The 26474-nt window shown below is 64.8% G+C and carries 25 protein-coding genes; 5 read left to right on the top strand and 20 right to left on the bottom strand.

Features of this window, described 5'->3' with window-relative positions:
* Positions 1-16 precede the first annotated feature (16 nt).
* From WA237_RS13925 to WA237_RS13900, 6 genes are all read right to left on the bottom strand, one after another.
* Positions 17-1330 (bottom strand): NADH-quinone oxidoreductase subunit E, encoded by a 1314-nt coding sequence (locus WA237_RS13925; protein ID WP_336098371.1) that lies wholly within the window; start codon positions 1328-1330, stop codon positions 17-19.
* A 61-nt stretch (positions 1331-1391) separates the two neighbouring features.
* Positions 1392-1676 (bottom strand): hypothetical protein, encoded by a 285-nt coding sequence (locus WA237_RS13920; RefSeq protein ID WP_009814870.1) that lies wholly within the window; start codon positions 1674-1676, stop codon positions 1392-1394.
* Positions 1676-2896 carry an NADH-quinone oxidoreductase subunit D gene (locus WA237_RS13915; protein ID WP_198011691.1) on the bottom strand — a complete coding sequence of 407 codons (1221 nt, stop codon included), beginning with the start codon at positions 2894-2896 and terminating at the stop codon, positions 1676-1678. The genes WA237_RS13920 and WA237_RS13915 overlap by 1 nt, the downstream gene beginning before the upstream one ends.
* On the bottom strand, positions 2896-3504 hold the full coding sequence (locus tag WA237_RS13910) for an NADH-quinone oxidoreductase subunit C (RefSeq protein ID WP_336098368.1): 609 nt from the start codon (positions 3502-3504) through the stop codon (positions 2896-2898). Before WA237_RS13910 ends, WA237_RS13915 begins: the two co-directional genes overlap by 1 nt.
* Positions 3505-3564: 60 nt before the next feature.
* The gene (locus tag WA237_RS13905; RefSeq protein ID WP_286906710.1) at positions 3565-4098 is read right to left on the bottom strand and encodes a NuoB/complex I 20 kDa subunit family protein; all 534 of its coding nucleotides are present in this window, start codon (positions 4096-4098) and stop codon (positions 3565-3567) included.
* The gene (locus WA237_RS13900) at positions 4089-4454 is read right to left on the bottom strand and encodes an NADH-quinone oxidoreductase subunit A (RefSeq protein ID WP_009814866.1); all 366 of its coding nucleotides are present in this window, start codon (positions 4452-4454) and stop codon (positions 4089-4091) included. Before WA237_RS13900 ends, WA237_RS13905 begins: the two co-directional genes overlap by 10 nt.
* Positions 4455-4812: 358 nt before the next feature.
* Between WA237_RS13900 and WA237_RS13895 the strand changes: the two genes are divergently transcribed.
* Together WA237_RS13895 and WA237_RS13890 are read left to right on the top strand one after the other, a co-directional pair.
* Positions 4813-5967, top strand: a complete 1155-nt coding sequence (locus tag WA237_RS13895) for a CFI-box-CTERM domain-containing protein (RefSeq protein WP_336098364.1) — start codon at positions 4813-4815, stop codon at positions 5965-5967.
* 170 nt (positions 5968-6137) lie between these two features.
* Positions 6138-7238: a CFI-box-CTERM domain-containing protein gene (locus WA237_RS13890; RefSeq protein ID WP_336098362.1), complete on the top strand. Its 1101-nt coding sequence runs from the start codon at positions 6138-6140 to the stop codon at positions 7236-7238.
* Here WA237_RS13890 and WA237_RS13885 read toward each other — a convergent pair.
* The 11 genes from WA237_RS13885 to WA237_RS13835 form a co-directional block, all read right to left on the bottom strand.
* Positions 7235-8017, bottom strand: coding sequence for a crotonase/enoyl-CoA hydratase family protein (locus tag WA237_RS13885; RefSeq protein ID WP_336098361.1), 783 nt, complete (start codon positions 8015-8017; stop codon positions 7235-7237). The genes WA237_RS13890 and WA237_RS13885 overlap by 4 nt on opposite strands.
* Entirely contained in the window at positions 8014-8892 is an 879-nt protein-coding gene (locus tag WA237_RS13880) for a hydroxymethylglutaryl-CoA lyase (RefSeq protein ID WP_336098359.1), read from the bottom strand. Before WA237_RS13880 ends, WA237_RS13885 begins: the two co-directional genes overlap by 4 nt.
* 2 nt (positions 8893-8894) lie before the next feature.
* Entirely contained in the window at positions 8895-9551 is a 657-nt protein-coding gene (locus WA237_RS13875) for a glutathione S-transferase family protein (RefSeq protein WP_336098358.1), read from the bottom strand.
* The gene (locus WA237_RS13870) at positions 9548-11497 is read right to left on the bottom strand and encodes an acetyl/propionyl/methylcrotonyl-CoA carboxylase subunit alpha (RefSeq protein ID WP_336098355.1); all 1950 of its coding nucleotides are present in this window, start codon (positions 11495-11497) and stop codon (positions 9548-9550) included. The genes WA237_RS13875 and WA237_RS13870 overlap by 4 nt, the downstream gene beginning before the upstream one ends.
* 85 nt (positions 11498-11582) lie before the next feature.
* Entirely contained in the window at positions 11583-12059 is a 477-nt protein-coding gene (locus WA237_RS13865; RefSeq protein ID WP_336098354.1) for a thermonuclease family protein, read from the bottom strand.
* Between the two features lie 84 nt (positions 12060-12143).
* Positions 12144-12497 carry a thermonuclease family protein gene (locus WA237_RS13860; protein WP_336098353.1) on the bottom strand — a complete coding sequence of 118 codons (354 nt, stop codon included), beginning with the start codon at positions 12495-12497 and terminating at the stop codon, positions 12144-12146.
* A 204-nt stretch (positions 12498-12701) separates the two neighbouring features.
* On the bottom strand, positions 12702-14303 hold the full coding sequence (locus tag WA237_RS13855; protein WP_216016552.1) for a carboxyl transferase domain-containing protein: 1602 nt from the start codon (positions 14301-14303) through the stop codon (positions 12702-12704).
* The gene (locus tag WA237_RS13850) at positions 14300-15859 is read right to left on the bottom strand and encodes an AMP-binding protein (RefSeq protein ID WP_336098350.1); all 1560 of its coding nucleotides are present in this window, start codon (positions 15857-15859) and stop codon (positions 14300-14302) included. The genes WA237_RS13855 and WA237_RS13850 overlap by 4 nt, the downstream gene beginning before the upstream one ends.
* 37 nt (positions 15860-15896) lie before the next feature.
* Positions 15897-17060 (bottom strand): isovaleryl-CoA dehydrogenase, encoded by a 1164-nt coding sequence (locus WA237_RS13845; protein WP_336098347.1) that lies wholly within the window; start codon positions 17058-17060, stop codon positions 15897-15899.
* Between the two features lie 145 nt (positions 17061-17205).
* Entirely contained in the window at positions 17206-18708 is a 1503-nt protein-coding gene (locus WA237_RS13840; RefSeq protein ID WP_336098345.1) for an alanine/glycine:cation symporter family protein, read from the bottom strand.
* A 59-nt stretch (positions 18709-18767) separates the two neighbouring features.
* Positions 18768-19202, bottom strand: a complete 435-nt coding sequence (locus WA237_RS13835) for a universal stress protein (RefSeq protein WP_009814853.1) — start codon at positions 19200-19202, stop codon at positions 18768-18770.
* 217 nt (positions 19203-19419) lie between these two features.
* Between WA237_RS13835 and WA237_RS13830 the strand changes: the two genes are divergently transcribed.
* Positions 19420-19890 carry a pyridoxamine 5'-phosphate oxidase family protein gene (locus tag WA237_RS13830; RefSeq protein ID WP_336098342.1) on the top strand — a complete coding sequence of 157 codons (471 nt, stop codon included), beginning with the start codon at positions 19420-19422 and terminating at the stop codon, positions 19888-19890.
* 14 nt (positions 19891-19904) lie between these two features.
* On the opposite strand, the gene WA237_RS13825 is transcribed toward WA237_RS13830, so the two are convergent.
* Both WA237_RS13825 and WA237_RS13820 read right to left on the bottom strand, forming a co-directional pair.
* Positions 19905-21098, bottom strand: a complete 1194-nt coding sequence (locus tag WA237_RS13825; protein WP_336098340.1) for a DegT/DnrJ/EryC1/StrS family aminotransferase — start codon at positions 21096-21098, stop codon at positions 19905-19907.
* 79 nt (positions 21099-21177) lie between these two features.
* Positions 21178-21846 carry an HAD-IA family hydrolase gene (locus tag WA237_RS13820; RefSeq protein ID WP_336098338.1) on the bottom strand — a complete coding sequence of 223 codons (669 nt, stop codon included), beginning with the start codon at positions 21844-21846 and terminating at the stop codon, positions 21178-21180.
* A gap of 142 nt (positions 21847-21988) precedes the next feature.
* Here WA237_RS13820 and glmU point away from each other — a divergent pair, with 142 nt between their 5' ends.
* Together glmU and glmS are read left to right on the top strand one after the other, a co-directional pair.
* Positions 21989-23344, top strand: coding sequence for a bifunctional UDP-N-acetylglucosamine diphosphorylase/glucosamine-1-phosphate N-acetyltransferase GlmU (gene glmU, locus WA237_RS13815; RefSeq protein WP_336098337.1), 1356 nt, complete (start codon positions 21989-21991; stop codon positions 23342-23344).
* Positions 23344-25164: a glutamine--fructose-6-phosphate transaminase (isomerizing) gene (gene glmS / locus WA237_RS13810; RefSeq protein ID WP_336098335.1), complete on the top strand. Its 1821-nt coding sequence runs from the start codon at positions 23344-23346 to the stop codon at positions 25162-25164. Before glmU ends, glmS begins: the two co-directional genes overlap by 1 nt.
* Before the next feature lie 51 nt (positions 25165-25215).
* On the opposite strand, the gene WA237_RS13805 is transcribed toward glmS, so the two are convergent.
* The gene (locus WA237_RS13805) at positions 25216-26379 is read right to left on the bottom strand and encodes a mandelate racemase/muconate lactonizing enzyme family protein (protein WP_336098333.1); all 1164 of its coding nucleotides are present in this window, start codon (positions 26377-26379) and stop codon (positions 25216-25218) included.
* Between the last annotated feature and the right edge of the window lie 95 nt (positions 26380-26474).

Here is a 26474-nt window from a genome sequence, read left to right as displayed (position 1 = left end):
CTTTACTCAAACTACCCTAGTAAACGCCCCCCTTCTTGGCGCGTTTGGAGAACTCGGTCTCCTTGCCTTCCGACAAGAGCTTGGCTTGCTCGACCCAATTGTCGCGGCTCACCCGGCCCTTGAATCCTTCGAGGTTCTGGTCGACCCAAGACACCTCATCCGCGCTCCATTTCGCCACCTGGTCGAAATGATAGAACCCCATGCCATGCAGCATCTGTTCGAGCTTCGGACCAACGCCCTTGATCATCTTGAGATCATCGGCCCCGGCCTTGCGCGGTGCTTTCATCGTGCGCGGCTTCTTGCCCTGTGCGGGGCCCTCTGCCGTGCCATCCTTGGTCCCGGCCATCGGCACATCGCCCTTGGCGCTTTTGGCCTTGGGGGCCTTGGCGGGCGCATCGGCGCGCGCGGCCTCGCCTGCGGTCTCAGGTTTTGACGCCGGGCGGCCCTTGGACTTTTTGCTGAGCGCCTCGGCGGCCTTGTCCGACACCTCATCCTTCGGCGCTTCCTTGGCGGCGGGTGCCTTGGTCACCTTGGCCTCGGTCTTCTTGGCGGTCTTGGCGGGCGTGTCGCCCTCTTCTGCCGCGATGTTCTTGCCGGGTTTCGCCGGTTTGTGCATCGCGCCCTTGGTCACCCAAGGCGTCAGCAGCGGCACTTCGGTGCCGTCGATCCGCTTGATCGTGTCGCCAATATCGGCGGCGCGCTGGACCGAGCCATTGTATTTGGTGCGGCCGCTGTCGAACTCGGTCAGGCTGGTCAGCCCCGATTTCGGCTCGGCGGCATAGCGGCCATTCTGCGGCCCCGGCAGCGGCGTCTTGCCGGCTGCCATCTCGTCGATGATCTCGGCGAACCGCTCGGCGGTGAGATCCTCGTAGTAATCCTTGCCGATCTGCGCCATCGGCGCATTGGTGCAGGCGCCCAGACATTCGACCTCTTCCCACGAGAACTTGCCATCAGGCGAGAGCTCATGCGGGTTCGGCGCGACCTTTTCGCGGCACACGGCCACGAGGTCTTCGGCGCCACAGATCATGCAGGACGTGGTGCCGCAGATCTGGAAATGCGCGACGCTGCCCACCGGCTGCATCTGGAACATGAAATAGAAGGACGCAACCTCGAGCGCCCGGATATAGGCCATGCCAAGCATATCGGCCACATGCTCGATCGCGGGCCGGGTGAGCCAGCCTTCCTGCTCCTGCGCCCGCCACAGCAGCGGGATGATGGCGCTGGCCTGACGGCCTTCGGGATATTTGGCAATCTGCCCCTCGGCCCAGGCCTGGTTGGCCGCGCTGAAGGCGAAACTTTCGGGTTGGTCTTTGTACAGACGGCGCAGCATCAGACAGCCTTTCCGTGCATCGTAGTCATGGGCGTGGCGGCATCTTGCATCAGGTGATCGATCACGATGCGCACTCCCCTGTTGTCAGTGTAAAAGTCGGGTCGGCATAGGTGGCGTCGCCCGCCTCGATCAGAACCTGCGCGATGGCCTTGGTCTCGGTCTTGTCGAACCCATGTTGTTCCATCGCCGCGAGAAAGCTTTCGCTCGGGTTGCGGTTGTCGACCTTGCAGGCGGGCTCCTTGGCCACGACCTCGGCAAAGAGCGCGACCCGCGCCGCCTCCGGCGCAGCCTGCGCCAAGGCCGCCGTGCCGCACAGGGCCAGCGCCACGCTCGACACAATCCGCATCACCGGTCGATCTCCCCGAACACCACGTCCATCGTACCGATGATCGCCGCCACATCGGCGAGCTGATGCCCGCCCGCGACGTGATCCATCGCCTGCAGATGCAGGAAGCCCGGCGCGCGGATTTTCGAGCGATAGGGTTTGTTGGACCCGTCCGACACGAGATAGACGCCAAATTCGCCCTTGGGGGCCTCGACGGCGGCATAGACCTCGCCCTCGGGCACGTGGAACCCTTCGGTATAGAGTTTGAAGTGATGGATGAGCGCCTCCATCGAGGTCTTCATCTCGCCACGCTTCGGCGGGGTGATCTTGCCCCGGGCCAGAATGTCGCCCTTGCCGTCCGGCGCGCGCAGCTTCTCGATGGCTTGATGGATGATATGCAGCGATTGGCGCATCTCTTCCATCCGGCACAGGTAGCGGTCATAGCAATCGCCGTTTTTGCCCACCGGCACCTGGAATTCGAACTCGTCATAGCATTCATAGGGCTGCGCACGGCGCAAATCCCATGCCAGACCCGAGCCACGCACCATCACGCCCGAGAAGCCCCAGTCGAGAATATCCTTCTCGGTCACCACGCCAATATCGGCGTTGCGCTGCTTGAAGATCCGGTTTTCCGTCAGCAGACCGTCAATATCGGCGAGCACATTGGGAAACGCCTTGGCCCAGGTCTCGATATCGTCGATCAGATCCTCGGGCAGATCCTGATGCACACCGCCGGGCCGGAAATAGGCCGCGTGCAGCCGCGCGCCACAGGCCCGCTCGTAGAACACCATGAGCTTTTCACGCTCTTCAAAGCCCCAGAGCGGCGGGGTGAGTGCGCCCACATCCATCGCCTGCGTCGTGACGTTGAGCAGATGGTTGAGGATACGGCCAATCTCGGAATAGAGCACCCGGATCAGGCTCGCCCGGCGCGGCACTTCCACCCCGGTGAGCTTTTCGATGGCGAGACACCAGGCATGTTCCTGGTTCATCGGCGCCACATAGTCGAGGCGGTCGAAATACGGCAGGTTCTGGAGATAGGTGCGGCTCTCCATCAGCTTCTCGGTGCCACGATGCAGCAGGCCGATATGCGGGTCGCAGCGTTCGACAATCTCGCCGTCCAGCTCGAGCACCAGACGCAGAACCCCGTGCGCCGCAGGGTGTTGCGGGCCGAAGTTGATGTTGAAATTGCGGATTTTCTGCTCGCCGGTCAGCGCGTCCTGAAATCCTTTGGAGCCGTCCATCATTTCGGTTCCTCCTGCTTTTCATCGCCGGGCAGGATGTATTCCGCACCCTCCCAGGGCGACATGAAATCGAACTGCCGATATTCCTGCACAAGGCTCACCGGCTCATAGACCACGCGCTTGAGCGCCTCGTCATAGCGCACTTCGGTATAGCCCGTGGTCGGGAAATCCTTGCGCAGCGGATAGCCCCGGAACCCATAGTCGGTCAGGATGCGGCGCAGATCGGGATGGCCCGAGAACAGGATGCCGAACATGTCGAAAACTTCGCGCTCGAACCAGTTGGCCGAGGGGTGCACATCGGTGATCGAGGGCACCATATCCTCTTCGCGCACGGCGGCGCGCAGACGGATGCGGTGGTTCTGGTACATGCTCAGGAAGTGATAGACCACGTCGAACCGCTTGGGCCGCGCCGGGTAATCCACCGCCGTGATATCGACCAGGGTCGAGAACCGGCAGGTCTGATCGTTGCGCAGGAATTCCACCAGCCCGGTGATATTGGCCAGGGCCACATCAACGGTCAGCTCACCATGCACCACCTCCCAGGACAGCACGCAATCGCTGCGTTTGGCCTCGATATAGGCGCCCAGTTCCTTCAGGGCTTCGCTCATAGTCTCAGTCCTCTTCCCGCACAGCCACCCAAGGCCGCGCTGTCGTCCTTGCTGCGCGCCTTAGCGCACGATCGTCCCGGTGCGGCGGATCTTGCGCTGCAATTGCAAAATGCCATAGAGCAGCGCCTCCGCGGTCGGCGGGCAGCCCGGCACATAGATGTCGACCGGCACGATCCGGTCACAGCCGCGCACCACCGAATAGCTGTAATGGTAATAGCCGCCGCCATTGGCACAGCTGCCCATCGAGATCACGTAACGCGGCTCGGGCATCTGGTCATAGACCTTGCGCAGCGCCGGGGCCATCTTGTTGGTCAGCGTCCCGGCCACGATCATCACATCCGACTGGCGCGGGCTGGCACGCGGCGCAAACCCGAACCGCTCGGCGTCATAGCGCGGCATCGCCACATGCATCATCTCCACCGCGCAGCAGGCCAGACCAAAGGTCATCCAGTGCAGCGAACCGGTCCGGGCCCAGTTGATGAGATCATCGGTCGAGGTCAGCAGAAACCCCTTGTCCTGCAGCTCGGCATTGAGCGCCTGCGTGGCGACCTCGCGGTCGGCCCCGGCGCTGTTGGCTCCCGTGCTCACTCCCATTCCATCGCCCCCTTCTTCCACTCATAGGCAAAGCCGGCGGTCAGCACGGCCAGGAACACCATCATCGACCAGAAGCCCACCATCGACACATCCTTAAAGGCCACGGCCCAAGGGAAAAGCATGGCGATCTCAAGGTCGAAAATGATGAACAGGATCGACACGAGATAGAAGCGCACGTCGAATTTCATCCGCGCATCGTCAAAGGCGTTGAACCCGCATTCATAGGCGCTGACCTTCTCCGGGTCGGGATTGCGGACGGCAACGATGATGGCAGCAAAGATCAGAACAAGGCCAAGGCCAATGGCAACGGCCAGGAAAACGAGAATGGGAAGGTATTCTCTCAGCATCTCTTCCAAGGTGTGGCTCCTTTCATGCGGCCCCGCATGGGCGCGCCGTCAGATGGCTGCGTGTCAGATGTCGGTTTACCCCTGCCCCTCGGCAGGGTCAATCAAGCCGGTCTCATTTTTTACCCCATGTTGCGCCGGATAGATCGAAATTTTGTGTCTTTGTTCGCCCCATGCCGCAAATCTGCCCCCTGCCGCTCTATTGCGCACAGACATTCAGCAGCTCGGCCCGCGCCAATCCGGATGGCCCGGCACCGCCACGTTCGCCACAATCCGGCGAGGTACACCTAATTTTTAGGACGTCTTGACCCATGGCGGCGGATTTCGCACCCTGCCGCCAAGCCATTGAGAAGACACCAAAGAGACAGACATGCCGCATCTGACCCGCCGCCGCCTGCTCGGCACGCTCTCCGCCACCAGCCTCACCACCCCGGCCCTGCCGCTCTTCGCCCAGAGCTATGACGCCCCAAGCTGCAAGGCGCAGCTCAGCCATGGCGACTGGGTGATCAAGACGCAATTCGTCGCCCGCTACACGAACGACTCATTCATCGGCTACGAGAGCCAGACCACGGGCGAGCATCGTCCCACCGGTCTCCGCTTCGGCCTGCACCAGCATGATGACGACGCCGAAATGAAGAAACTCCGCGACGCGGGCAAATCCGGCGGGCTGCACCTGCCCGACCATCATTATCTCGAGCTCTTCACCCCGGATCATCAGGGCGACACACCGCGCCGGGTGCGCACCTATATGACCATCGTCGATCCCGACAGCGATCAATCGGCCAGCATCGTGATGCGCTTCACCCCGATGGCGCTGTGCAAGAACGACTATCAAGACGACGCCTACGCCTGGCAATTGGCGCGGCTCACCGAAGGCGCCTGCGTGCTCAAGACCCATCCCGAGAGGCTGCCCCGGCTGCATCCCACCAACCCGAGCACCCAGGGCTGGCACCCCGAACGCGAGACCGAAATGCCCGATGTGCTGCGCACCCAGCACATCTTGATGAGCGCCGAAAACCGCGTCCAGCTGCGCTTTGGCTATCGCGACGAGGCGGCGGGCAAATGGACCCGGCTGCGCGAGATCGAGATCGACACAAACGACCTCTACGGCGCGGTCAACCGGGCCTATGACATGGTCTATGATCAGATCGAGGCCAGCGGCAATGGCGATCCGGCCACCTGCCGCAAAGACAGCGACTGTTTTCTCACCACCGCCTGCTGTGCCGAGATGGGTCGGCCCGATGATTGCACGGAACTCACCACGCTGCGCCGCTTCCGCGACGGCTGGCTGCGCGCCCAGCCGCAGGGCGCGGCGCTCATCGCGCAGTATTATGACGCTGCCCCCGCCATCTGCGCCGCCCTCGCCCGCGACCCGCGCGGCGCGATGCGGCTCCGCGCCCTCTATTGGACCACGATCCTGCCCTGCGTCGCCGCCATCCGGTTGGGCGCGAACCGCCTCGCCTTCCGGCTCTATTGCCGCATGATGCGCCGCCTCATGCGCGCCTATCCCGAGGCGACGACCTAAACGGGCTCGGGCATAGAGGTCACGGGGCTGGCGCCCACCCCTCGACACATCCGCACATCCACTGCGGGATCAGTCGATTAATGCGCATTTTTATGCTAGGCTTCCTTCCATTATTGATCCGGGCCGCCGCCGCCGCGCCTCGCAAAATCATTTGGTAGAGGAGCTTTCCCTTGACCCGATCCTATTCCCGTCGCGCCATCACCCGGGGGCTGACCCTCGGTCCCGCCCTCGCCTCCCTGCCCAGCGTGGCCCGTGCCGCCGTCTCTGATTGCGGCGCCTCACAGACCGTCGGGGATTGGCAGATCGGCCTCTCGATGAGCGACGCCACGACACCCGACACCCCCCGGCCCCAGCACCTGCGCCTCGCGGCCGCAAACCCCAAACTCACCTTCACCTGCCCGGTCACCCCGCGCAGTGCAGAGACCCCGCCCGCGCCCGACACCAGGCGCGTCTCGATCATCCTGGGCGATGACCAGCTCGACAAGGTGATCGCCTCGACCCGGGCCGAACTTGCCCCCAAAAAAACCTCGGTGCCGATTGCCGAGAAATCCACCCAGGGCGGCATCTCGGCCGAGCGCACGCTCGCCCTGCTGATCCAGCCCGTGGGTCAGGACCACCGGCTTCAGCTCAACTTCACCTTCACCCACCGCTACAACCGCTACACCCACAAGACCAAGGATGGGGTGACCGAGATCAAGGATCGCGAGCTTTGGAGCGCCCAGCCGGTCAGCACCAAAGCGAGCCGCGACGAAGCGCTGGCCCTGATTTTCGACAAGCCTCTGCTGATGATGGCGCTCTTTGCCAAGGGCGGCGACATGACGGATTGGGTCAAGCTCTCGGATCACCGGCTCGCGGGCCGCGGCCTGTCGCAGGCGCTGGCCGACGCGTCCGACGCGCTGTCGCATCGCGACGGGTTTCTCGAGCCGGGCAAATGCAAAGCCTCGGGCTGTTTTCTCACCACCGCCTGCTGTGCCGAGATGGGCCGGCCCGATGATTGCACCGAACTCACCACGCTGCGCCGCTTTCGCGACGGCTGGCTGCGCGCCCACCCCGATGGCGCGGCCCTCATCGCGCAATATTACGACAGCGCCCCGGCCATCTGTGCCGCGCTCGCCCGCGACCCACGCGGCAAAACGAGGCTCCGCACCCTCTATTGGGCCACGATCCTGCCCTGCGTCGCCGCGATCCGATTGGGCGCGAACCGCCTCGCCTTCCGGCTCTATTGCCGGATGATGCGCCGTCTCATGCGCGCCTATCCCGAGGCGCGTTAATCCGCCCAGCGCGGCTTGCGCTTGTCGAAAAACGCGCCGATGCCTTCCGGGGCCTCATCGCCCGCCCAGCATTCGGCCAAGAGCGCGATGGATGCGGCGATGGTCTCCTCGTCGATCTTCGGCCCCAGCCCGCGCAGCTGCGCCTTGGCGCGGGCCACCGCCCCGGGCGCGCAGGAGAGATAGGGCAGCACCTCTTCCTCGACCGCCGCGTCAAGCTCGGCCTCCGGCACCGCCCGCGACAGAAGGTTGAGCGCCACCGCCTCCTCCGCGCCAAAGCGCCGCCCCGACATAAAGACGCGCCGCGCCTTGGCCTCGCCCATCCGCGCCGCCACATAGGGGCCGATGGTCGCAGGGATCAGGCCCAATCGCGTCTCGGTCAGTGCCATCACCACCTGATCGCTGCCGATCACCACATCGCAGACCGACACCATGCCGACGCCCCCGCCGAGCGCATTGCCCTGCACCCGCCCGATCAAAGGCTTGGGCAGCGTGTTGAGCGCCTGCAACATATGCGCCAGCTTGGCCGCCTCGCGCGACCGGGTCGCTTGGTCCGCCTCGAACTGCTCGCGCATCCAGCCCAGATCGCCGCCCGCGCAAAAGGTCTTGCCCTTCGCCGCCAGAATGACCGCCCGCACGCTGGCATCCGCCCCGAGCTTTTCCGCCGCGCGGTGCAGCTCGGCGATCATCTGCGCCGACATCGCGTTATGCTTCTCCGCCCGGTCGAGCCAGAGCGTCGCCACCCCCCGCGCGTCATGCTCGATGCTGATCGTGTCACTCATTTACCGCTCTCCCGTGTTCCTGTCTCAAGTCGCATGGCGCGGGCCATATCCGCCGCCCGCGCCACGATGCCGAGGTCGAGCCCGGTGTCATAGCCCAGCGCCGCGAGCCGCTCGGCCACCGCCTCGGTCGCCACATTGCCCGCAGCCCCCGGCGCATAGGGACAGCCGCCCAGACCGCCCACCGCCGCGTCAAACACCCGCAGCCCGCGCGCAAGCGACACTTCGATATTGTCGAGCGCCCGGCGCCCCGTGTCATGGTAATGCCCGGCGAGCTTCTGGGCCGGCACCACCTCGCAGACCGCCGCCAGCATCGCGTCGATCCGCTCTGGCGTGGCCTGCCCGATCGTGTCGCCAAGGCTCACCTCGTAACAGCCCATCTCGGCCAGCGCCGCCGCCACCCGGGCCACCGCCTCGGGCGCCACCGGCCCGTCATAGGGGCAATCGCTGACACAGCTCACATAGCCGCGCATGGGGATGCCCGCCGCCCGCGCCGCCTCGGCCACCGGCGCGAACCGCGCCAGGCTTTCCTCGATGCTCGCATTGATATTGGCGCGGCTGAACCCTTCCGAAGCCGAACCGAAGATCGCCACCTCATCGGCGCGCGCCGCCAGCGCATCCTCAAAGCCCCGCATATTCGGGGTGAGCGCCGCATAGGACACGCCCGGCACACGGCTGATACCGGCCAGAACCGCCGCCGACCCGGCCATCTGCGGCACCCATTTCGGGCTCACGAAACTCGCCACCTCGATGCGCCGGAACCCGGCCCCGCTCAGACAATCGACAAGCGCGATCTTCTCCGCCACGGGAATATCCCGCGCCTCGTTCTGCAGCCCGTCGCGAGGCCCCACCTCAAAGATTTCCACATATTCGCCCATGCTCACCCCTCCGGCAGCGGGTAAAAGTCCCGATCATAGAGATCCTGCTCGCCATCCCGCGCCTTGGCCCGCTGATAGGCCGGCCGCGCCTGCAGCCGCGCCCAATAGGCCATGAGCGCCGGGAACTCTTCCAGATGCACGTAATACCGGCCAAGCTCGAAGCTGTAGGCGAACATGATATCTGCCGCCGAAAACCCCTCGGGCAGCAGATACGCGCCCGTCAACCGCGCCTCCATCGCGCCAAGCGCCGCGCGCAGCCGCGCGGTCAGCAGTTTGATCACCACCGGCGAGGCCTGCGCCGGGTCGCGCAGAAACACCCGGTTGAGATTGAGGTTCTCGAGCAGACACCCCACCGTCTCGGCATAGGACAGCATCTCGAGATACCGCCCCCGCGACGCCGCCCCCGGCAGCGGCGCCAGCGCCGCCTCGGGATGGCGCTCACAGAGGCTCTGCACGATGGCCGCGCTCTCAAAGAGAACCTCGCCGTCCCATTCGAGCGCCGGCACCCGCCCCGCAGGCGACAGCGCCAGAAACTCCGGGCTGCGCATCGACCCGTCGCGGATCGAATAATAGGCCACCTCATACTCCTGCCCGAGCTCTTCGAGCAGCCACATCACCCGAAACGACCGGCCAAGCGGCACATGGTGCAGCCGGATCATGCCGCGGCCTCCTCCTCATCCGCAAGCCGGACCAGAGGCGCGCCCGCCTCGACCTGCGCGCCCTCCTTGGCCAGAACCTCGGCCACCACGCCATCGCGCGCGGCCAGTAGAGAATGTTCCATCTTCATCGCTTCCAGCACGGCGAGCCTGTCGCCCGCCTTGACCTCTGCGCCGGGCGTGGCGAACATCGCCTTGACCAGCCCCGGCATCGGGGCCTCGATGACGCTCGCATCGCCCCCCGCCGCCGAGGCCCGCGCCAGCGGGTCGATGACATGAAAGCCGATGCCATAATCGGCAAAGACCGTGACCAGATCGCCCGTGACCACCACCGGCGGCGCCACCTCGCCATCGAGCATCCAGCGCCCGCCGACGCGCCGCGCCGCGATCACCGCCTCGCCCATCACCACGTCATGCGCATCCGGCCCAAGCGCCCGCAGGGTAAGCTCCTCTTCCTCCTCGCCCCGGCGCAGCACCACCTGACGGTTGAGCGGCGCCCAGAGGCTGAACCCGGTGTCCCCGGCGACATCGCCAAGCAGGTCCAGCGCCGCCAAGGCGGCCAGCGCAAAATGCGCCGGGCGCGGTGCGGGCATGGCGGTGAGCGCGTCTATATCCCGCGCGATCAGCCCGGTATCGACCTCGCCCCGGCCAAAGCCTTCGTGCCGCGCCAAGGCGCCGAGAAAGCTCAGGTTGGTGACCGTCCCCGCCACTTCACAACGCGCCAGCGCATCGGCCAGCCGCTGCAACGCCACGTCCCGCGTCGGGCCATGGACGATGATCTTGGCAATCATCGGATCATACCACGGGCTGATCTCGTCGCCCGAGCGCACGCCACTGTCGGCCCGCGCGCCCTCGGGGAATTTCAGATGCCGCAGCACGCCGGTCGCGGGCAGGAACCCTTTCGGCACATCCTCCGCATAGAGCCGCGCCTCAAAGGCATGACCGGTGATGCTGAGCTCGTCTTGCGCCTTGGGCAGGCGCTCGCCCGCCGCCACGCGCAGCTGCCATTCCACCAGATCGACGCCGGTGATGGCCTCGGTCACCGGGTGTTCGACCTGCAACCGCGTGTTCATCTCCATGAACCAGAACCCATCGGCGCGCAGCCCGTCCGAGCCGTCGACGATGAACTCGACCGTGCCCGCGCCCTTGTAACCGATGGCCTCGGCCGCACGCACCGCCGCCGCGCCCATCGCCGCGCGCACCGCCTCCGGCATGTCGGGCGCCGGGGCCTCTTCGATCACCTTCTGGTGCCGCCGCTGCAGCGAACAGTCGCGCTCAAAGAGATGCACGGCCCGCTCACCATCGCCAAAGACCTGCACCTCGATATGGCGCGGCTGCTGGATGTATTTCTCGATGAGCACCGCCTCATTGCCAAAGGCGGTGGCGGCTTCGCCTTGCGCACTCTTGAGCGCCTCCCCGAACGCGCCCGGCTCCTCCACCAGACGCATCCCCTTGCCGCCACCACCGGCCACGGCCTTGATCAGAACCGGATAGCCGATCTCTGCCGCCTGTTGGGCCAGAAATTCGGGGTCCTGCTCTTCGCCGTGATAGCCGGGCACCACAGGCACCCCCGCCTCTTCCATGAGCGCCTTGGCGGCATCCTTGAGCCCCATCGCCCGGATCGCCTTGGCCGAGGGCCCGATGAACACCAGCCCCGCCGCTTCGACCGCCTCGACGAAATCGGGGTTCTCGCTGAGAAACCCATAGCCGGGATGGATCGCCTGCGCGCCGCTCGCCTTGGCCGCCTCGATGATACGCGCGCCGCGCAGATAGCTCTCTGCCGGGGCCGAGCCGCCGATATGAACCGCCGCATCCGCCAGCGCCACATGTTTCGCGCCCCGGTCCGCGTCGGAATAGACCGCGACCGACCGCACCCCCATGGCCCGTGCGCTTTCGATCACCCGGCAGGCAATCTCGCCCCGGTTGGCAATCAGGATCGTGTCAAACATGGCATTTCCTCTCTGCCGGGCGCGCCGCGCCCTTTCAACTTGCCGTTCAGTCTCATCTCTCTCAGACCCGCTCATTCCAGGCCCATCACTCCGGCTCCACCTCTGCGCTGGCCTCTGCGCCGAGCCGCGCGCACCAGTCGATGCGCCCACCCCCGTCATAGGCCACCGCCAGCCCCTCGCGGATCAGCCGCGCGCCCACATCCTCGCCCGCCACCTGCAGCGCGATCAGCAGCCGGTCGTATTTGTCGCGGCCCCGCAGCTCATAGCGCACCGCGCCTTGCCCGATCAGCGCCCTGAGCCGGTCCGTCGCCAGCGCCCCATGCGCCAGCTCCTCGGCACAGCCCGGGCTCTTGGTCTCCGGCGTGTCAAACCCCACGAGCCGCGCGGTCATCTCCGCCTCCGCCCCACAGTCGAGCGCCACGGTGTCGCCGTCATAGACATAGCTCACCGCACAGCCCGCCATCGGATCGGCCACACTCTCCGGCCCCAGCCGCACCAGCAGCAGCCAGCCGCCCACGGTCAGCCCCGTGATCCCTATCGCCCGTACAAACACATCCACCATTCACCCAGTCTAAACCGGCCCCGGACCCGGCCAAACCCCCACTGTCGCTTTGCCGACGCAATACCGACGTGTTACCGACACCGCTCATGCGCCACACCAGCTGCGCCGCTTGCCCCCATTATACCACCGTGCCAGCCCCGCCTCGACCAGGCTCCGGCCGACCAATTCGCCATCCACCGCCAGCACCGTCAGCGCCCGATCATAGCGATCCGTTCCCGTCGGCCGCGCCGTCACCTCGCCTGCTGTCCAGAGCTGCCAGCGCAGGTAGAACGTCGCCGCAACCGCCTTGCCCAACTCGCTCGGACAGCGCGCCTTGAGCTCGGGCGTGTCATAGCTCAGGATGCGCCCGGACACCGCGCCCAGATCGGGACAGACCATCCGGACCGTGTCGCCATCAACCACCGACCAGACCGCACAGCCCTCACTTTTGCGCCACATAAGGCTCGCCGCATCCAGAACATTCGGCCCAAAAATTACTATTGCCGCCAATAGGATAACCGATAGTCCTCGTCCTCTCCTCCGGCGCGCGGCCCGGAACGGACTGCGCCCACGCGGGTTCGGCACTGCCCCCATATCCCATTTGGGATGTCTGCGTGCGCCCCGGTAAAACCGATTGATATTGCGACGGCTGGACATGGGCGATCACATCCGGAAGACGCCGAATTTCGTGTCCTCGATCGGCGCGTTGAGCGCCGCCCGCAGGCTCAGCCCGAGCACCGTCCGCGTCTTGCGCGGGTCGACAATCCCATCATCCCAGAGCCGCGCACTGGCATAGAGCGGATGGCTCTGACGCTCGAACATATCGATGGTGGGCTGCTTGAATTCGGCCTCTTCCTCCGCCGACCAGCTGCCGCCCTTGCGCTCGATCGCGTCCCGTTTCACCGTCGCCAGAACCCCCGCCGCCTGCTCGCCGCCCATCACCGAAATCCGGCTGTTGGGCCAGGTCCAGAGGAACCGCGGCTGATAGGCCCGGCCCGACATGCCATAGTTGCCCGCCCCAAAAGAGCCGCCGACCAGCATGGTGATCTTGGGCACGCTGGTGGTCGCCACGGCGGTCACCATCTTGGCGCCATGACGCGCGATACCCTCGTTCTCGTACTTTCGGCCGACCATGAAGCCGGTGATATTCTGTAGGAAAACCAAGGGGATCTTGCGCTGGCTGCAAAGCTCGACGAAATGCGCGCCCTTCTGTGCCGCCTCGGAAAACAGCACGCCATTGTTGGCGATGATCCCGACCGGCATGCCCTGAACTTCGGCAAACCCGGTGACGAGCGTCTCGCCAAAGCGCGATTTGAACTCGTCGAGCCGCGAGCCGTCGACCACCCGCGCGATGACCTCGCGAATGTCATAGGGCGTGCGCAGATCGCCCGGCACCACGCCGAGAATTTCCTCCGGATCATAGGCCGGCTCTTCGCCGCCGCCGGTCACCGGTGCCAGCGCCGCCCCGCCGAGCGATCCCACCGCCCGCCGCGCCAGCGCCAGCGCATGGGCATCGTCCTCGGCCAGGTAATCCGCTACACCCGAGAGCCGCGTATGCACATCGCCGCCGCCGAGGTCCTCGGCGCTCACCACCTCGCCCGTCGCCGCCTTGACCAGCGGCGGCCCGGCGAGGAAAATCGTCCCCTGATCCCTTACAATGATGGTCACATCCGACATCGCCGGCACATAAGCCCCGCCCGCCGTACAGGACCCCATGACCACCGCGATCTGGGCTATTCCCTTGGCCGACATCCGCGCCTGATTGTAGAAAATCCGGCCGAAATGATCACGATCCGGGAAGACCTCATCCTGATTGGGCAGGTTCGCCCCGCCACTGTCCACAAGGTAGATACAGGGCAGATGGCATTCCTCGGCGATCTCCTGCGCGCGCAGGTGTTTCTTGACGGTCATCGGGTAGTAGGTCCCGCCCTTCACCGTCGCATCATTGCACACGATCATGCAGTCGCGCCCCTGCACCCGGCCAATGCCGGTGATCACCCCGGCACAGGGCGCGGCCCCGTCATACATGCCATGCGCCGCCGTGGCGCCCAGCTCGAGAAACGGGCTGTCAGGGTCGAGCAGATTGGCCACCCGGCGCCGGGGCAGCATCTTGCCGCGTCCCACGTGACGTTCCCGCGCCCCCGCGCCGCCACCCGCCGCGGCCCAGTCCGCCGCCTCGCGGATCTCGGCCAAGGCCGCCTCATGGGCCGCGCGATTGGCGGCAAAATCCTCTGATCCGGTCAGTATCTGGCTTTGCAGTTTCATGCGGCCCCCTCCGTTTCGCGCGCAGCGCGCGCCTTGAGTTCCTTGCGGATCACCTTGCCCGTCACCGTCATGGGCAGCGCCTCCAGAAACCCGATTTCCCTTGGATATGAATATCTTGCGAGCCGTTCCTTGACCCAGGACTGAAGCTCGGACGCCAAAGCGTCAGACGGGGCCACGCCACCGCGCGGCACCACATAGGCCTTGACGATCTCGGTGCGCAGCGCGTCGGGCTTGCCCACCACGCCCACGGTCGCCACCGCCGGATGCATGAGCAGGCAATCCTCGATTTCCGCCGGCCCGATGCGATAGCCGGACGAGGTGATCACATCATCCTCGCGCCCGACAAAGCGCAGGTAATCGCCCTCCCAGATGCCCCGGTCTCCGGTCAGCATCCAGTCCCCCGTGAATTTCGCCGCCGTCTCTTCGGGCCGGTTCCAATAGCCGAGCATCATGCTCGCCGAACCGCGCCGCACTGCGACATCGCCCTCGCCCTCGGTGGGGCGGCCATCCTCGCCCAGCACGGCGATTTCATGACCCGGCACCGGCTTGCCAATGGCGCCGGGGCGCGGCGCAAAGAGCGCGCCACAGGACGAGGCCACCAGATTGCATTCGGTCTGGCCATAGAATTCGTTGATCGTCACGCCAAAGGCCCGCCGCCCCCAATCGAGCATCTCGGCACCGAGCGGCTCGCCACCGCTGCCGATGGCCTTGAACCCGTCGATCTGCGTATCGGCGGCCTTGAGAACGCGCAGCGCGGTGGGCGGGAAAAACGCATGTGTCACAGCGGCTTGGCGCACGACATTCGCGCAATCCTCGGGGCTGAACTTGGGCAGGCGCGCCGCCACCACCGGCACGCCGAGCGCCAGCCCCGGCATCAGCACATCGAAGAGCCCACCGATCCAGGCCCAATCCGCCGGGGTCCAGAGCACATCCTCGCCGCTCTCGCCCGGAAACTCGCAAAACATCTGCACCCCCGGCAGGTGACCCGCGAGCACCCGATGCCCATGCAGCGCCCCCTTGGGGCTGCCCGTGGTGCCAGAGGTATAGATCAATACAGCCGGATCTTCCGGTCCGGTTTCGACCGCCGTAAAGGGCGCGGCACCGAGCGTGATCTCTTCGGGAAACACCGGCACCTGCCCATCGAGCATCCCAGCCCCCTCGGCATCGGTCACCACGAATTGCGCGCCCGCATCCTGCAACCGGCTCTGCAAGGCATCACGCATGAAGAGCTTGAACAAAGGAATTGAAATCGCGCCGATTTTCCAGATCGCGATATGCGCGGCGGCAGTCCAGGCCTCCTGGCTGCGCAGCACGCCGACCCGGTCACCCCGGCGCACGCCCCGCGCCACGAGATCATGGGCCAGCGCATCGGCCATGGATTGCAGCTCGCCATAGCTCACATCGCGACGGCCCTGCGTGAGGTCGATGATCGCCACCCGCTCGGGCGCCCGCGCGGCCCAGTCGTCACAGACCTGCGCCGCCATATTGATATGCGCCGGCAGGGCCCAGTTGAACCCGGCATAGAGGCTGTCGTAATCGGCTTTGGCTGTCAGCATCTTCGTCACCACGTCAGGGCCAGCGCGGCAGGCGCCCTCACCCCATCGCTCCCATCAGCTCGCGCCCAATGAGCATACGGCGGATCTCGCTGGTGCCCGCGCCAATTTCCATGAGCTTGGCATCGCGGAAAATACGGCCCACCGGCGCATCATTGAGGAAGCCCGCGCCGCCCATCGCCTGCACCGCCTGATGCGCCTGCACCATCGCCTGTTCGCTCGCATAGAGACAGCAGGCCGCCGCGTCCTGACGGGTGACAGCACCCCGGTCACAGGATTTGGCCACCTCATAGACATAGGCCCGGGCCGAGTTCATCGCCGTGTACATATCGGCGATCTTGCCCTGCATGAGCTGAAAATTCCCGATCGGCTGGCCGAATTGCTTGCGCTCCGACAGGTAGGGCATAATCTCGTCCAAACAGGCCGCCATGATGCCAAGCCCGATCCCCGCCAGAACCACCCGTTCATAATCGAGCCCGGACATGAGCACGCGCACCCCGCGCCCCTCTTCGCCGAGCACATTCTCGAACGGCACTTCGACATTGTCAAAGATGAGCTCGGCCGTGTTGCTGCCGCGCATGCCGAGCTTGTCGAAATGCGGGCTGGTGGAAAACCCGGTCATGCTCTTTTCGATCAGAAAAGCGGTGATGCCCTTGCTGCCCGCCTCCGGGTCGGTCTTGGCATAGACGACGAGCGTGTCGGCATCGGGTCCGTTGGTGATCCAGTATTTGTTGCCGTTGAGGCGGTAATGATCGTTGCGGCGCTCGGCGCGCAGCTTCATCGACACCACGTCCGACCCGGCGCCCGCCTCGGACATGGCCAGCGCGCCGACATGCTGCCCCGACACGAGACCGGGCAGGTATTTCTGTTTTTGCGCGTCGCTGCCGTTGAGCTTGATCTGGTTCACACAGAGGTTCGAATGCGCCCCATAGCTCAGCGACACAGAGGCACTGGCGCGCGCCAGCTCCTCGACCGCCACCACATGCGCGAGATAGCCCATGCCCGCGCCGCCATATTCCTCGGGCACGGTGATGCCCAGCAGGCCAAGCTCCCCCATCTCGGGCCAGAGCTCGTTGGGAAAGACATTCTTGCGGTCGATCTCGGCCGCCAAGGGCTTGACCCGATCCTGCGCCCAACGGTGCACCATCTCGCGCAGCGCGTTCACATCCTCGCCAAGGTCATACTGCATCACCGCGTTGAACATCCCCAAACCTCCCAAAGTTTATTGAACGCTTGTTCATTTATAACGACAGCCACCCCATCGCGTCAACGATTCCCTCGGTCGCCCGGGCTGGCAAACAAAAAAGCCCCGGCGCGGCGGCCGGGGCTTGATCTCCATGTCTCAGCGATCAGTGCCGAAAGCTCTTGATCTCGCCGCTTTCCAGCCGCGCCATGTAGGATTGCATCTCCCGCTTGACGATCGGCGCCAGGAAATAGAGGCCGAGGATGTTCGGCACACAGATCAGGAAGACCAGCGCATCCGAGATATCGAGGATCGGACCGAGCTGCACGACACAGCCGAGCACGACGAACAGGCAGTAGAGCACCTTATAGCCGTTCTGCCCCATTTCCCCCTCGCCAAAGAGATAGGTCCAGCCCTTGAGCCCATAATAGGACCACGAGATCATGGTCGAAAAGGCAAAGAGCAGACCGGCAAAGGCCAGCGGGATGGGGAACCAGCTCAGCTGACGCTCGAACGCGGCCGAGGTCATGGCGATGCCGGTGGCGTCGCCCGCGAAATTCGGGTCGGCCACCTGGCTCGTCCCGATCACCAGCGCGGTGATGGTACAGATCACGATCGTGTCGATAAACGGCTCGAGCAGCGAGACATAGCCTTCGGTCACCGGCTCATCCGTCCGCACCGCGGCATGGGCGATCGAGGCCGAGCCGATGCCCGCCTCGTTCGAGAACACCGCCCGCTGAAAGCCGATGATCAGCGCGCCAAGCGCCCCGCCCGCCACACCTTCGCCGGTAAAGGCGCCGGTAAAGATATTGGCAATGGCCTGCGGAATGGCCGAGCCGTTCATCATGATCACGATGAGCGCAAAGACACAGTAGAATACCGCCATGAAGGGCACGATCTTTTCGGTCACGCTGGCGATGGATTTGATACCGCCGATGATCACCGAAAACACGATACAGGCGAGGATGAGCCCCACCAGCCAGCCATAGCCGTCGAGCGCCCCGCCCGCCACATTGTTGAGCTGCACATAGGCCTGGTTCGACTGGAACATATTGCCGATGCCCAGGGCTCCGACAAAAATCCCGATGGCATAGAGCGTGCCCATGAACTTGCCAAAGCCCGGCATGCCCCGCTCGCTCAGGCCATGGCGGAGGTAATACATCGGACCGCCGGACACCGAGGCGTCGGGGTTTTCATTGCGGTATTTCACGCCCAGCGTACATTCGACGAATTTGGTCGACATGCCGAGGAACCCGGCCACGATCAGCCAAAAGGTCGCGCCCGCGCCGCCGACGGTCACCGCCACCGCGACCCCGCCGATATTGCCGATGCCCACCGTGCCCGACACGGCCGTCGCCAGCGCCTGAAAGTGGCTCACCTCCCCGGCGCTGTCGGGATCGGCATAATCGCCCCGCACCAGCCGGATCGCATGGCCAAAGCCACGGATGTTCACAAACCCCATGTAGAAGGTAAAGAACACCGCCCCGGCCACCAGCCACAGCACCACGAGCGGCAGCTCGGCCCCGGCAATGGTGATCTTGAAAAAGACGATCTGCCCGATCACCGTCGCAATCGGCGCGGTGAAATTGTTGATCGCATCGTCGATCCCGGCATGGGCCGGACCGCTAAATAGAACCGCCGCCAGCAGCAGCATCAGTACACGTGTCATCACGCACCTCCTTGTCGTTTTATTTTTTGGGTATTTGCCTTCGGTCCTTGCTTGATCCGTTACGGCACAACGACGACCGGAACCGGCGCGGTCTGGATCAGATTGCCCGCCACCGAGCCAAAGATCAGCGATTTGAGCCCACCCTGCCCGCGCCGACCGATGACGATCTGCGCGGCGTTGTGGTCGCGGGCGAGCCGGATCAGGGTTTCGGCGGGCTGGCCATGGCGCACCACGCCCTCGGCCTCGATCCCTTCGCCGGTGACACGGGCCAGCGCCGGCGCCACCACCATCTCATTGGCGCGGTCGATCTCGGCCTCCCGGCGCTCGTGGCGCTGGGCGTTTTCTTCCGGTGTGTTGAAGGTGTAGGGCGACCATTCGATGACAAAAGCGATCACCAGCTTTGATCCCGCGGTCTTGGCCCGTTTCAGGGCATGGTCAAGCGCCCGATCCGATCCGGCGCTGCCATCGACAGCGAGCAATACAACATTATCCATCGTACCTTTACTCCACTTGGGGGCCCCCGAGCGCCATATCGCGACAGAGCTCATCGAGGCTGCCCACCACCTTACGCAAGGGAAATCTCCGGGCAATAGGGCCAAAATGCATTCGGAATTAGGTCCAGATAACTTTAGGTAGAAAAATTTCGAAAAAATTCGGAACAAATTCCGAGGTGCTGGCGTTGGCTCCCAACACCCGAAAACCGGAGAGATCATGAACTCAGGGAACAAGGCCATATTCTGGAAACGCCTGTCCGAAATCCGGGCCGGTATGTTGATCCCTGACGGGGCCGATCCGCGCCCCATGGCCCATGCCGTGCGCAGCGAAGACAACGCGCTCTGGTTTCTCACCGACAAGGCAAGCGACGTGGCTGAGGCCGCCAATCGCCGCGCCAACGCCCGCCATGTGGTGAGCAGCCCGGATGCCAAGCTCTATGCCACGATCGACGGCCAGCTCTCGGTCGAGACCAGCCGCGACAAGCTCGATGACATCTGGACGCCGATGGCCACCGCCTGGTTCGAGGGCGGGCGCGACGATGATCGGGTCTGTCTCGTGGCCTTTCGCCCGACCCGGGCCGAGATCTGGGCCACCAAGGGCACCACCCAATCGCTCTATCAATTCGCCATGGCAAATCTCACCGCCGGGTCTCCCGATCTTGGCGAACATGAGATTCTCGAGTTCTGAGCGTCTGATCCCGCCTATCCCGCCTGATAGACCGCGCTCACCTCGGCGCGGATGATCCGCGCGATCAGCGCGCAATCCTCAACCGTAAAGGTCAGCGGCAGGCGCATGTCGAGAATGCCCTTCAGGATACGGTCGCTCTTTGGCATCCGCTCGCTCGGCGCATAGCGCCAGCTGTCATAGCGGCTGGTAAAGCCCGCAGGCTCGGCCCCGCCAAACCATTTGAGCTCGACCCCCCGCGCCTTGCAGCGGCTCACCACCTCGTCGATCTTGGCCTCGCTCCAATCGAGCAGCAGAAACTGGATGGACGAGCCGACATAGGTCTCCTCCTCAGGCCGCTCCACGATGGTGAGACCGCCAGTGTCGCGCAGCCCCGCCTCAACCGTCTGATAGCGGGCATTCCACGCCGCGCATTGCGCATCGAGCCGGGCCAGCTGTGGCCGCAGGATCGCCGCGCGCAGATGATCCATCCGCCCCGAGACGTTCGGCGTGTGATATTTCACCTCTTCGAACACCTCGGCCGGCGGCACCGTGCCATTGCGCCCATAGAGCATGTAGGACCCCGACAGGATCGTCGCCCGCGCCATGACCTCGTCATCATCGGTAACAAAAAGCCCGCCCTCGCCCGAATTCATATGTTTATAGGTCTGGGTCGAATAACAGCCGATGAGCCCATGCCGCCCCGACGGCACACCGCACCACGCAGCCCCCATCGTATGGGCGCAATCCTCGATCACCGTGACGCCCGCGTCATTGCACAGCGCCATCAGCCGATCCATGTCGCACAGATGGCCCCGCATATGGCTGAGCATCAAGACCCGCGCCTGACCGAGCTTGGCCTCGAGATCGTCGAGATCAATGGTCAGCCCTTCGGTCACGCCGACAAACACCGGCACCGCGCCCATGCTGGCAATCGCGCCGGGCACGGGTGCCAGCGTAAAGGCATTGGTGAGCACCTTCTCCCCCGGCTTCACGCCAATCGCGCGCAGCGCCGTGGCCATGGCATAGCCCCCCGAGGCCACCGCCAGCGCATATTTCGCCCCCGTATAGGCCGCGAATTCGCGCTCGAGCATCCCGGTCTCGCCGACCTCGTCGCCCACCAGATTATAGCGGTGCAACCGCCCCGATTTCATCACCTCGAGCGCCGCCGCGATACCCTCGTCGGGGATCGGTTCCTGCTGGGTGAAATTGCCTGTGAATCGCTCTGTCATATCGCCACCCTGAGGTCACTTGCTGCGCCGGTCAATCAGGGCTGATGACCTTTTCGATTAGCCGACGGATGGTTTCGGACTATCCGACGACGCGCCGCAGGATCGCGGGCAATTCCTCGTAACTGCCGAGGATCGCATCGGGTTCGAGCGCCGCCACATCTTCGCCGCCGGGGCCGAAATTCACCAGGATCGACGGCACGCCCGCCGCCCGCGCCGTGGCATGATCGGTGAGCGTATCGCCCACCATCACCGCCCGCGCCGGATCGCCGCCAGCCCGCCGCGCCGCCTCGCGCAGAGGCTCGGGGTCGGGCTTGCGCACCGGCAGCGTATCGGCGCCCACCAGCGCGTCGAACGCATCGAGCACCCCCATCCGGGTCAGCAGCAGATGCGCGAGATACTCAGGCTTGTTGGTACAGACCGCGAGCTTCCAGCCCTCCGCCCGCAACAAAGCCGCCGTCTCAAGCGCCCCGGGATAGAACCGCGTATGGGTGTCGATGGCGGTCTCGTAATGATCGAGCAAGGGCTTGTAAAAGCTGTCGACCAGCGCCGTATCGCCGCCCCGGCCCAGCCGCTCGAACCCAAGGGTCAGCATCGCCCGCCCGCCCCGCAGCGCCGCCCGCGCATCGCGCTCCTGATGGAGCTGATCCACCTCGCCCATCGACCGGAAACAGGCGTTTGCCGCCGCGATCAGATCGCCGCTCGTATCGGCCAGCGTCCCATCGAGGTCGAAAATCACCGTCTGGACCATGCTGTGCTCCCTTCTCTACAGGATCTGGCGCGAAACCGCCGAAACCTGTTACATTCCGCAATCTTCTTTGATCCATACAAAGCTTGCGCCAGACCTGCCAGCGGATAAAACGGCAGCAATTAAAACGCGAAGAGAATCCTGTATGTCTGTAGCTTTGATAGTTCTTGCGGCCGGTAAAGGCACGCGCATGAATTCTGATTTACCAAAAGTCCTCCATCAGATCGCGGGTGCGCCGATGCTGCACCACGCGCTGCGCGCGGGTCAGCTGTTGGAACCGGATCGCACCGTCGTTGTCGCGGGCCACGGTGCCGAGGCGGTCACCGCCGCCACCCAAGACTATGATGACGAGGCCCAGGTCGCGCTGCAAACCGAACAGCTCGGCACCGCGCATGCGGTGGCGCAGGCCGCGCCGCTCTTGGGCGATCACCCGGGCGATGCCGTCGTGCTCTATGGCGACACGCCCTTTATCCTGCCTGAAACGCTCTCGCGCATGGCCGAGGCCCGCGCCGCGCATGACGTGGTGATCCTGGGCTTTGAGGCGGCCGATCCCGGCCGCTACGGTCGGCTGGTGATGTCGGGCGACAGGCTCGATCGGATCGTCGAATTCAAGGACGCAAACGACGCGGAACGCACCATCACCTTCTGCAACTCGGGCGTGGTCATGGCCAAGACCGAGACGCTCTTTTCGCTGATCGAGGCGGTCGGCAATGACAATGCCTCCGGCGAATATTACCTCACCGACATCGTCGAAGTGGCCCGCGCCCGCGGTCTCTCGGCCACCGCCATCGCCTGCGACGAGGCCGAAACGCTCGGCGTCAACTCGCGCGCCGATCTCGCCGCCGCCGAGGCCGTGTTTCAGGCCCGGATGCGTCAGATCGCGATGGAGGACGGCGTGACCCTCGCCGCCCCCGAAACCGTCTATTTCGCCTATGACACGGTCATTGGCCGCGACACGGTGGTCGAACCCAACGTGGTCTTTGGCCCCGGCGTCACGGTTGAGAGCGGCGCGCGCATCCGCGCCTTTTCCCATCTCGAAGGCTGCCACGTGTCGCGCGGCGGCATCATCGGCCCCTATGCGCGGCTGCGCCCCGGCACCGAGCTTGCCGAAGATGTGCGCATCGGCAATTTCGTCGAGATCAAGAATGCCACGCTCGACGAGGGCGCCAAGGTCAACCACCTGAGCTATATCGGCGACGCCTCGGTGGGCGAACATGCCAATATCGGCGCGGGCACCGTCACCTGCAATTACGATGGCGTGATGAAGCACCGCACCGAGATCGGCAAACGCGCCTTCATCGGCTCTGACACGATGCTCGTGGCGCCGGTGCGCGTCGGCGACGGGGCGATGACCGCCTCGGGCTCGGTGATCACCCGCGACGTCGAGGATGACGCGCTGGCCCTGGCCCGCGCCGAACAGGTCGTGAAACCCGGCCTCGCCAAGAAAATGTTCGAAATTCTAAAATACAAAAAGAAAAAACGCGATGAGGGAGCAGCATAATGTGCGGTATTGTAGGTATCTTGGGTCAACACGAGGTTGCGCCGACACTGGTCGAGGCGCTCAAGCGGCTCGAATATCGCGGCTATGACAGCGCCGGGATCGCCACGCTGAACGAGGGCGCTCTCGACCGCCGCCGCGCCGTGGGCAAGCTGGTCAACCTCTCCGATCTTCTCGTCCATGAGCCGCTCGCCGGCAAGGCCGGGATCGGCCACACCCGCTGGGCCACCCATGGCGCGCCCAACCTGTCGAACACCCACCCGCATCAGGCCGGGCCGGTGGCCGTCGTCCATAACGGCATCATCGAAAACTACCGCGAGCTGCGCGCAGAGCTGGCCGAGAACGGCATCGGCCATGAAACCGATACCGACACCGAAACCGTCGCGCTGATGACCCATCACCTGATGGCCAAGGGCGCGAGCCCCGAAGAGGCCGCCCGCGCCACCATCGCCAAGCTCGAAGGCGCCTATGCGCTCTGCTTCCTCTTCGACGGCGAAGAGGATCTGCTGATCGCCGCCCGCAAGGGCAGCCCGCTCGCCGTGGGCTATGGCGACGATGAGATGTATGTCGGCTCCGACGCCATAGCGCTGGCGCCGATGACCGACCGGATCACCTATCTCGAAGAGGGCGACATCGCCGTCGTCTCGCGCCACGATCTGCGCATCACCGATGCCGATGGCACGCCGGTCAACCGCGAGATCCGTCAGGTCCATATCGACAGCGGCGCGGTCGACAAGGCCGGGCACAAGCATTTCATGGCCAAGGAAATCGCCGAACAGCCGCTCGTCATTTCCGAGGCGCTGAGCCATTACATCGACGCCGAGGCCGGCCGCATCACCCTGGGCGCGGACATCGATTTCACGAAGATCGAACGCTTTACCATGGTCGCCTGCGGCACAGCCTATCTCGCTTGCCTCACGGCGAAATACTGGTTCGAACAGCTCGCCGGGATGCCGGTCGAGGTCGATATCGCCTCGGAGTACCGCTATCGTCAGCCGCCCGTGACCCCCGGCACCGCCGCGCTCTTCGTGAGCCAATCGGGCGAGACCGCCGACACGCTCGCGGCGCTGCGCTATTGCGAAGGCAAGGCCGACCGCATCTTTTCGGTGGTCAACGTCCCCGAAAGCTCGATCGCCCGCGAAAGCGATGTGGCCCTGCCCATCCTCGCCGGGGTCGAAATCGGCGTGGCCTCCACCAAGGCCTTCACCTGCCAGCTCACCGTGCTCTTCCTCATGGCGCTCGAGGCCGCCCATCAACGCGGCCGGATGAGCGATGACGAGCTCGCGGATATGATCTCGAGCCTGCGCAACCTGCCGTCGGTTCTCAACACCGCGCTCGAGGTCGAGGGCACGATCAAATCCGCCGCCCAGCGCCTGTCGCAGGCCAAGGATGTGCTCTTCCTGGGCCGTGGCATGATGTATCCGCTCGCCCATGAAGGCGCGCTGAAACTCAAGGAAATCAGCTACATCCATGCCGAAGCTTATGCCAGCGGCGAGCTCAAACATGGGCCCATCGCGCTCATCGACGAACATATGCCGGTGGTGGTGATGGCCCCCAAGGATGCGCTCTTCGACAAGACCGTGTCGAACATGCAAGAGGTCATGGCGCGTGGTGGCAAGGTGATGCTGATCACCGATCAGGCCGGGGCCGACACCGCCCGCGACGGCATCTGGCAAGAGATCGTCATGCCGACGGTGCGCGACGCGCTGACCCCGATCCTCTATGCGATCCCGGCACAGCTGCTGGCCTATCACACCGCCGTCGCCAAAGGCACCGATGTGGATCAGCCGCGCAACCTCGCGAAATCCGTCACCGTCGAATAAGCTTGGCCAATCGGGCCTGCGCGGGCCTCACCGCCCGCGCGCGCCCCCACCCTACTGCGCCAAATCTCGCATCACCGAGATCAGATCGCCCTTGCCCTCGAACCCGATGCCGGGCAGCTCGGGCATGGTGATATGGCCGTCCTTGACCTCGACCCCATCGGGAAAGCCGCCAAAGGGCTGAAACAGGTCCGGATAGCTCTCATTGCCGCCAAGCCCCAGCCCCGCCGCGATATTGAGAGACATCTGATGGCCGCCATGCGGAATGCAGCGCCGCCGCGACCAGCCCGCCTCGGCCAGCACCTCCAGCGTCCGCAGATATTCCACCAGCCCGTAGGACAGCGCACAGTCGAACTGAAGCCAATCCCGATCCGGCCGCATCCCGCCATAGCGCAAGAGATTGCGCGCATCCTGATGGGAAAAGAGGTTCTCCCCCGTGGCCATCGGCGGCGCGTAATAGCCCGCCATCGCCGCCTGCAGCTGATAGTCGAGAGGATCGCCGATCTCTTCATACCAGAAGATCGGATAACGGCTGAGCATCCGCCCATAGGCAATCGCCGTCTCGAGATCGAACCGCCCATTGGCATCCACCGCCAGCTGTGCCTCGCCGTCGATCTCCGCCAAAACCGCCTCGATGCGGCGCTGATCCTCATTCAGCGACGCGCCGCCGATCTTCATCTTGACCACAGTATAACCGCGCTCGACATAGGACCGCATCTCGCGGCGCAACGCGCTCTCATCCTTGCCCGGATAGTAATAGCCCCCCGCCGCATAGACAAAGACACGCGGATCGGCCGTGCCGCCCTCGCGCTCGGCCAGCAGCCGAAACAGAGGTTTCTCCGCGATCTTCGCCACCGCATCCCAGACCGCCATATCAATGGTGCCCACCGCCACCGACCGCTCGCCATGGCCGCCGGGCTTTTCGTTCTGCATCATCGTGGCCCAGATCTTGTGCGGGCAGAGATTATCGCCCGCCTCGTTCATCAGGCTCGCCGGCTCCGCCTCGAGCACCCGGTCGCGAAACCGCTCGCGGATGAGCCCGCCCTGCCCATAGCGCCCATTGGAATTGAACCCATAGCCCACCACCGGCCGCCCGTCGCGGATCACATCGGTGACCACCGCCACGAGGCTCGCGGTCATCTTGCTGAAATCGATATAGGCGTTGCGAATGGGTGACGCGATGGGCTTGGTCACCTCCCGGATGTCGACGATACGCATGCTCTCTCCCTCTGGCTGCGCGCCAAGCCAGCCCGAAAAAGCCCTGCCATGTCAATGGCGCGCCGCCCCGCCCCCTTGCCTTGCCCGGTCACATC

It is taken from the genome of Roseovarius sp. CH_XMU1461, assembly GCF_037027165.1.
GTDB classification, from domain to species: domain Bacteria; phylum Pseudomonadota; class Alphaproteobacteria; order Rhodobacterales; family Rhodobacteraceae; genus Roseovarius; species Roseovarius nubinhibens.
This window is presented reverse-complemented; position numbering and strand designations above follow the sequence as displayed.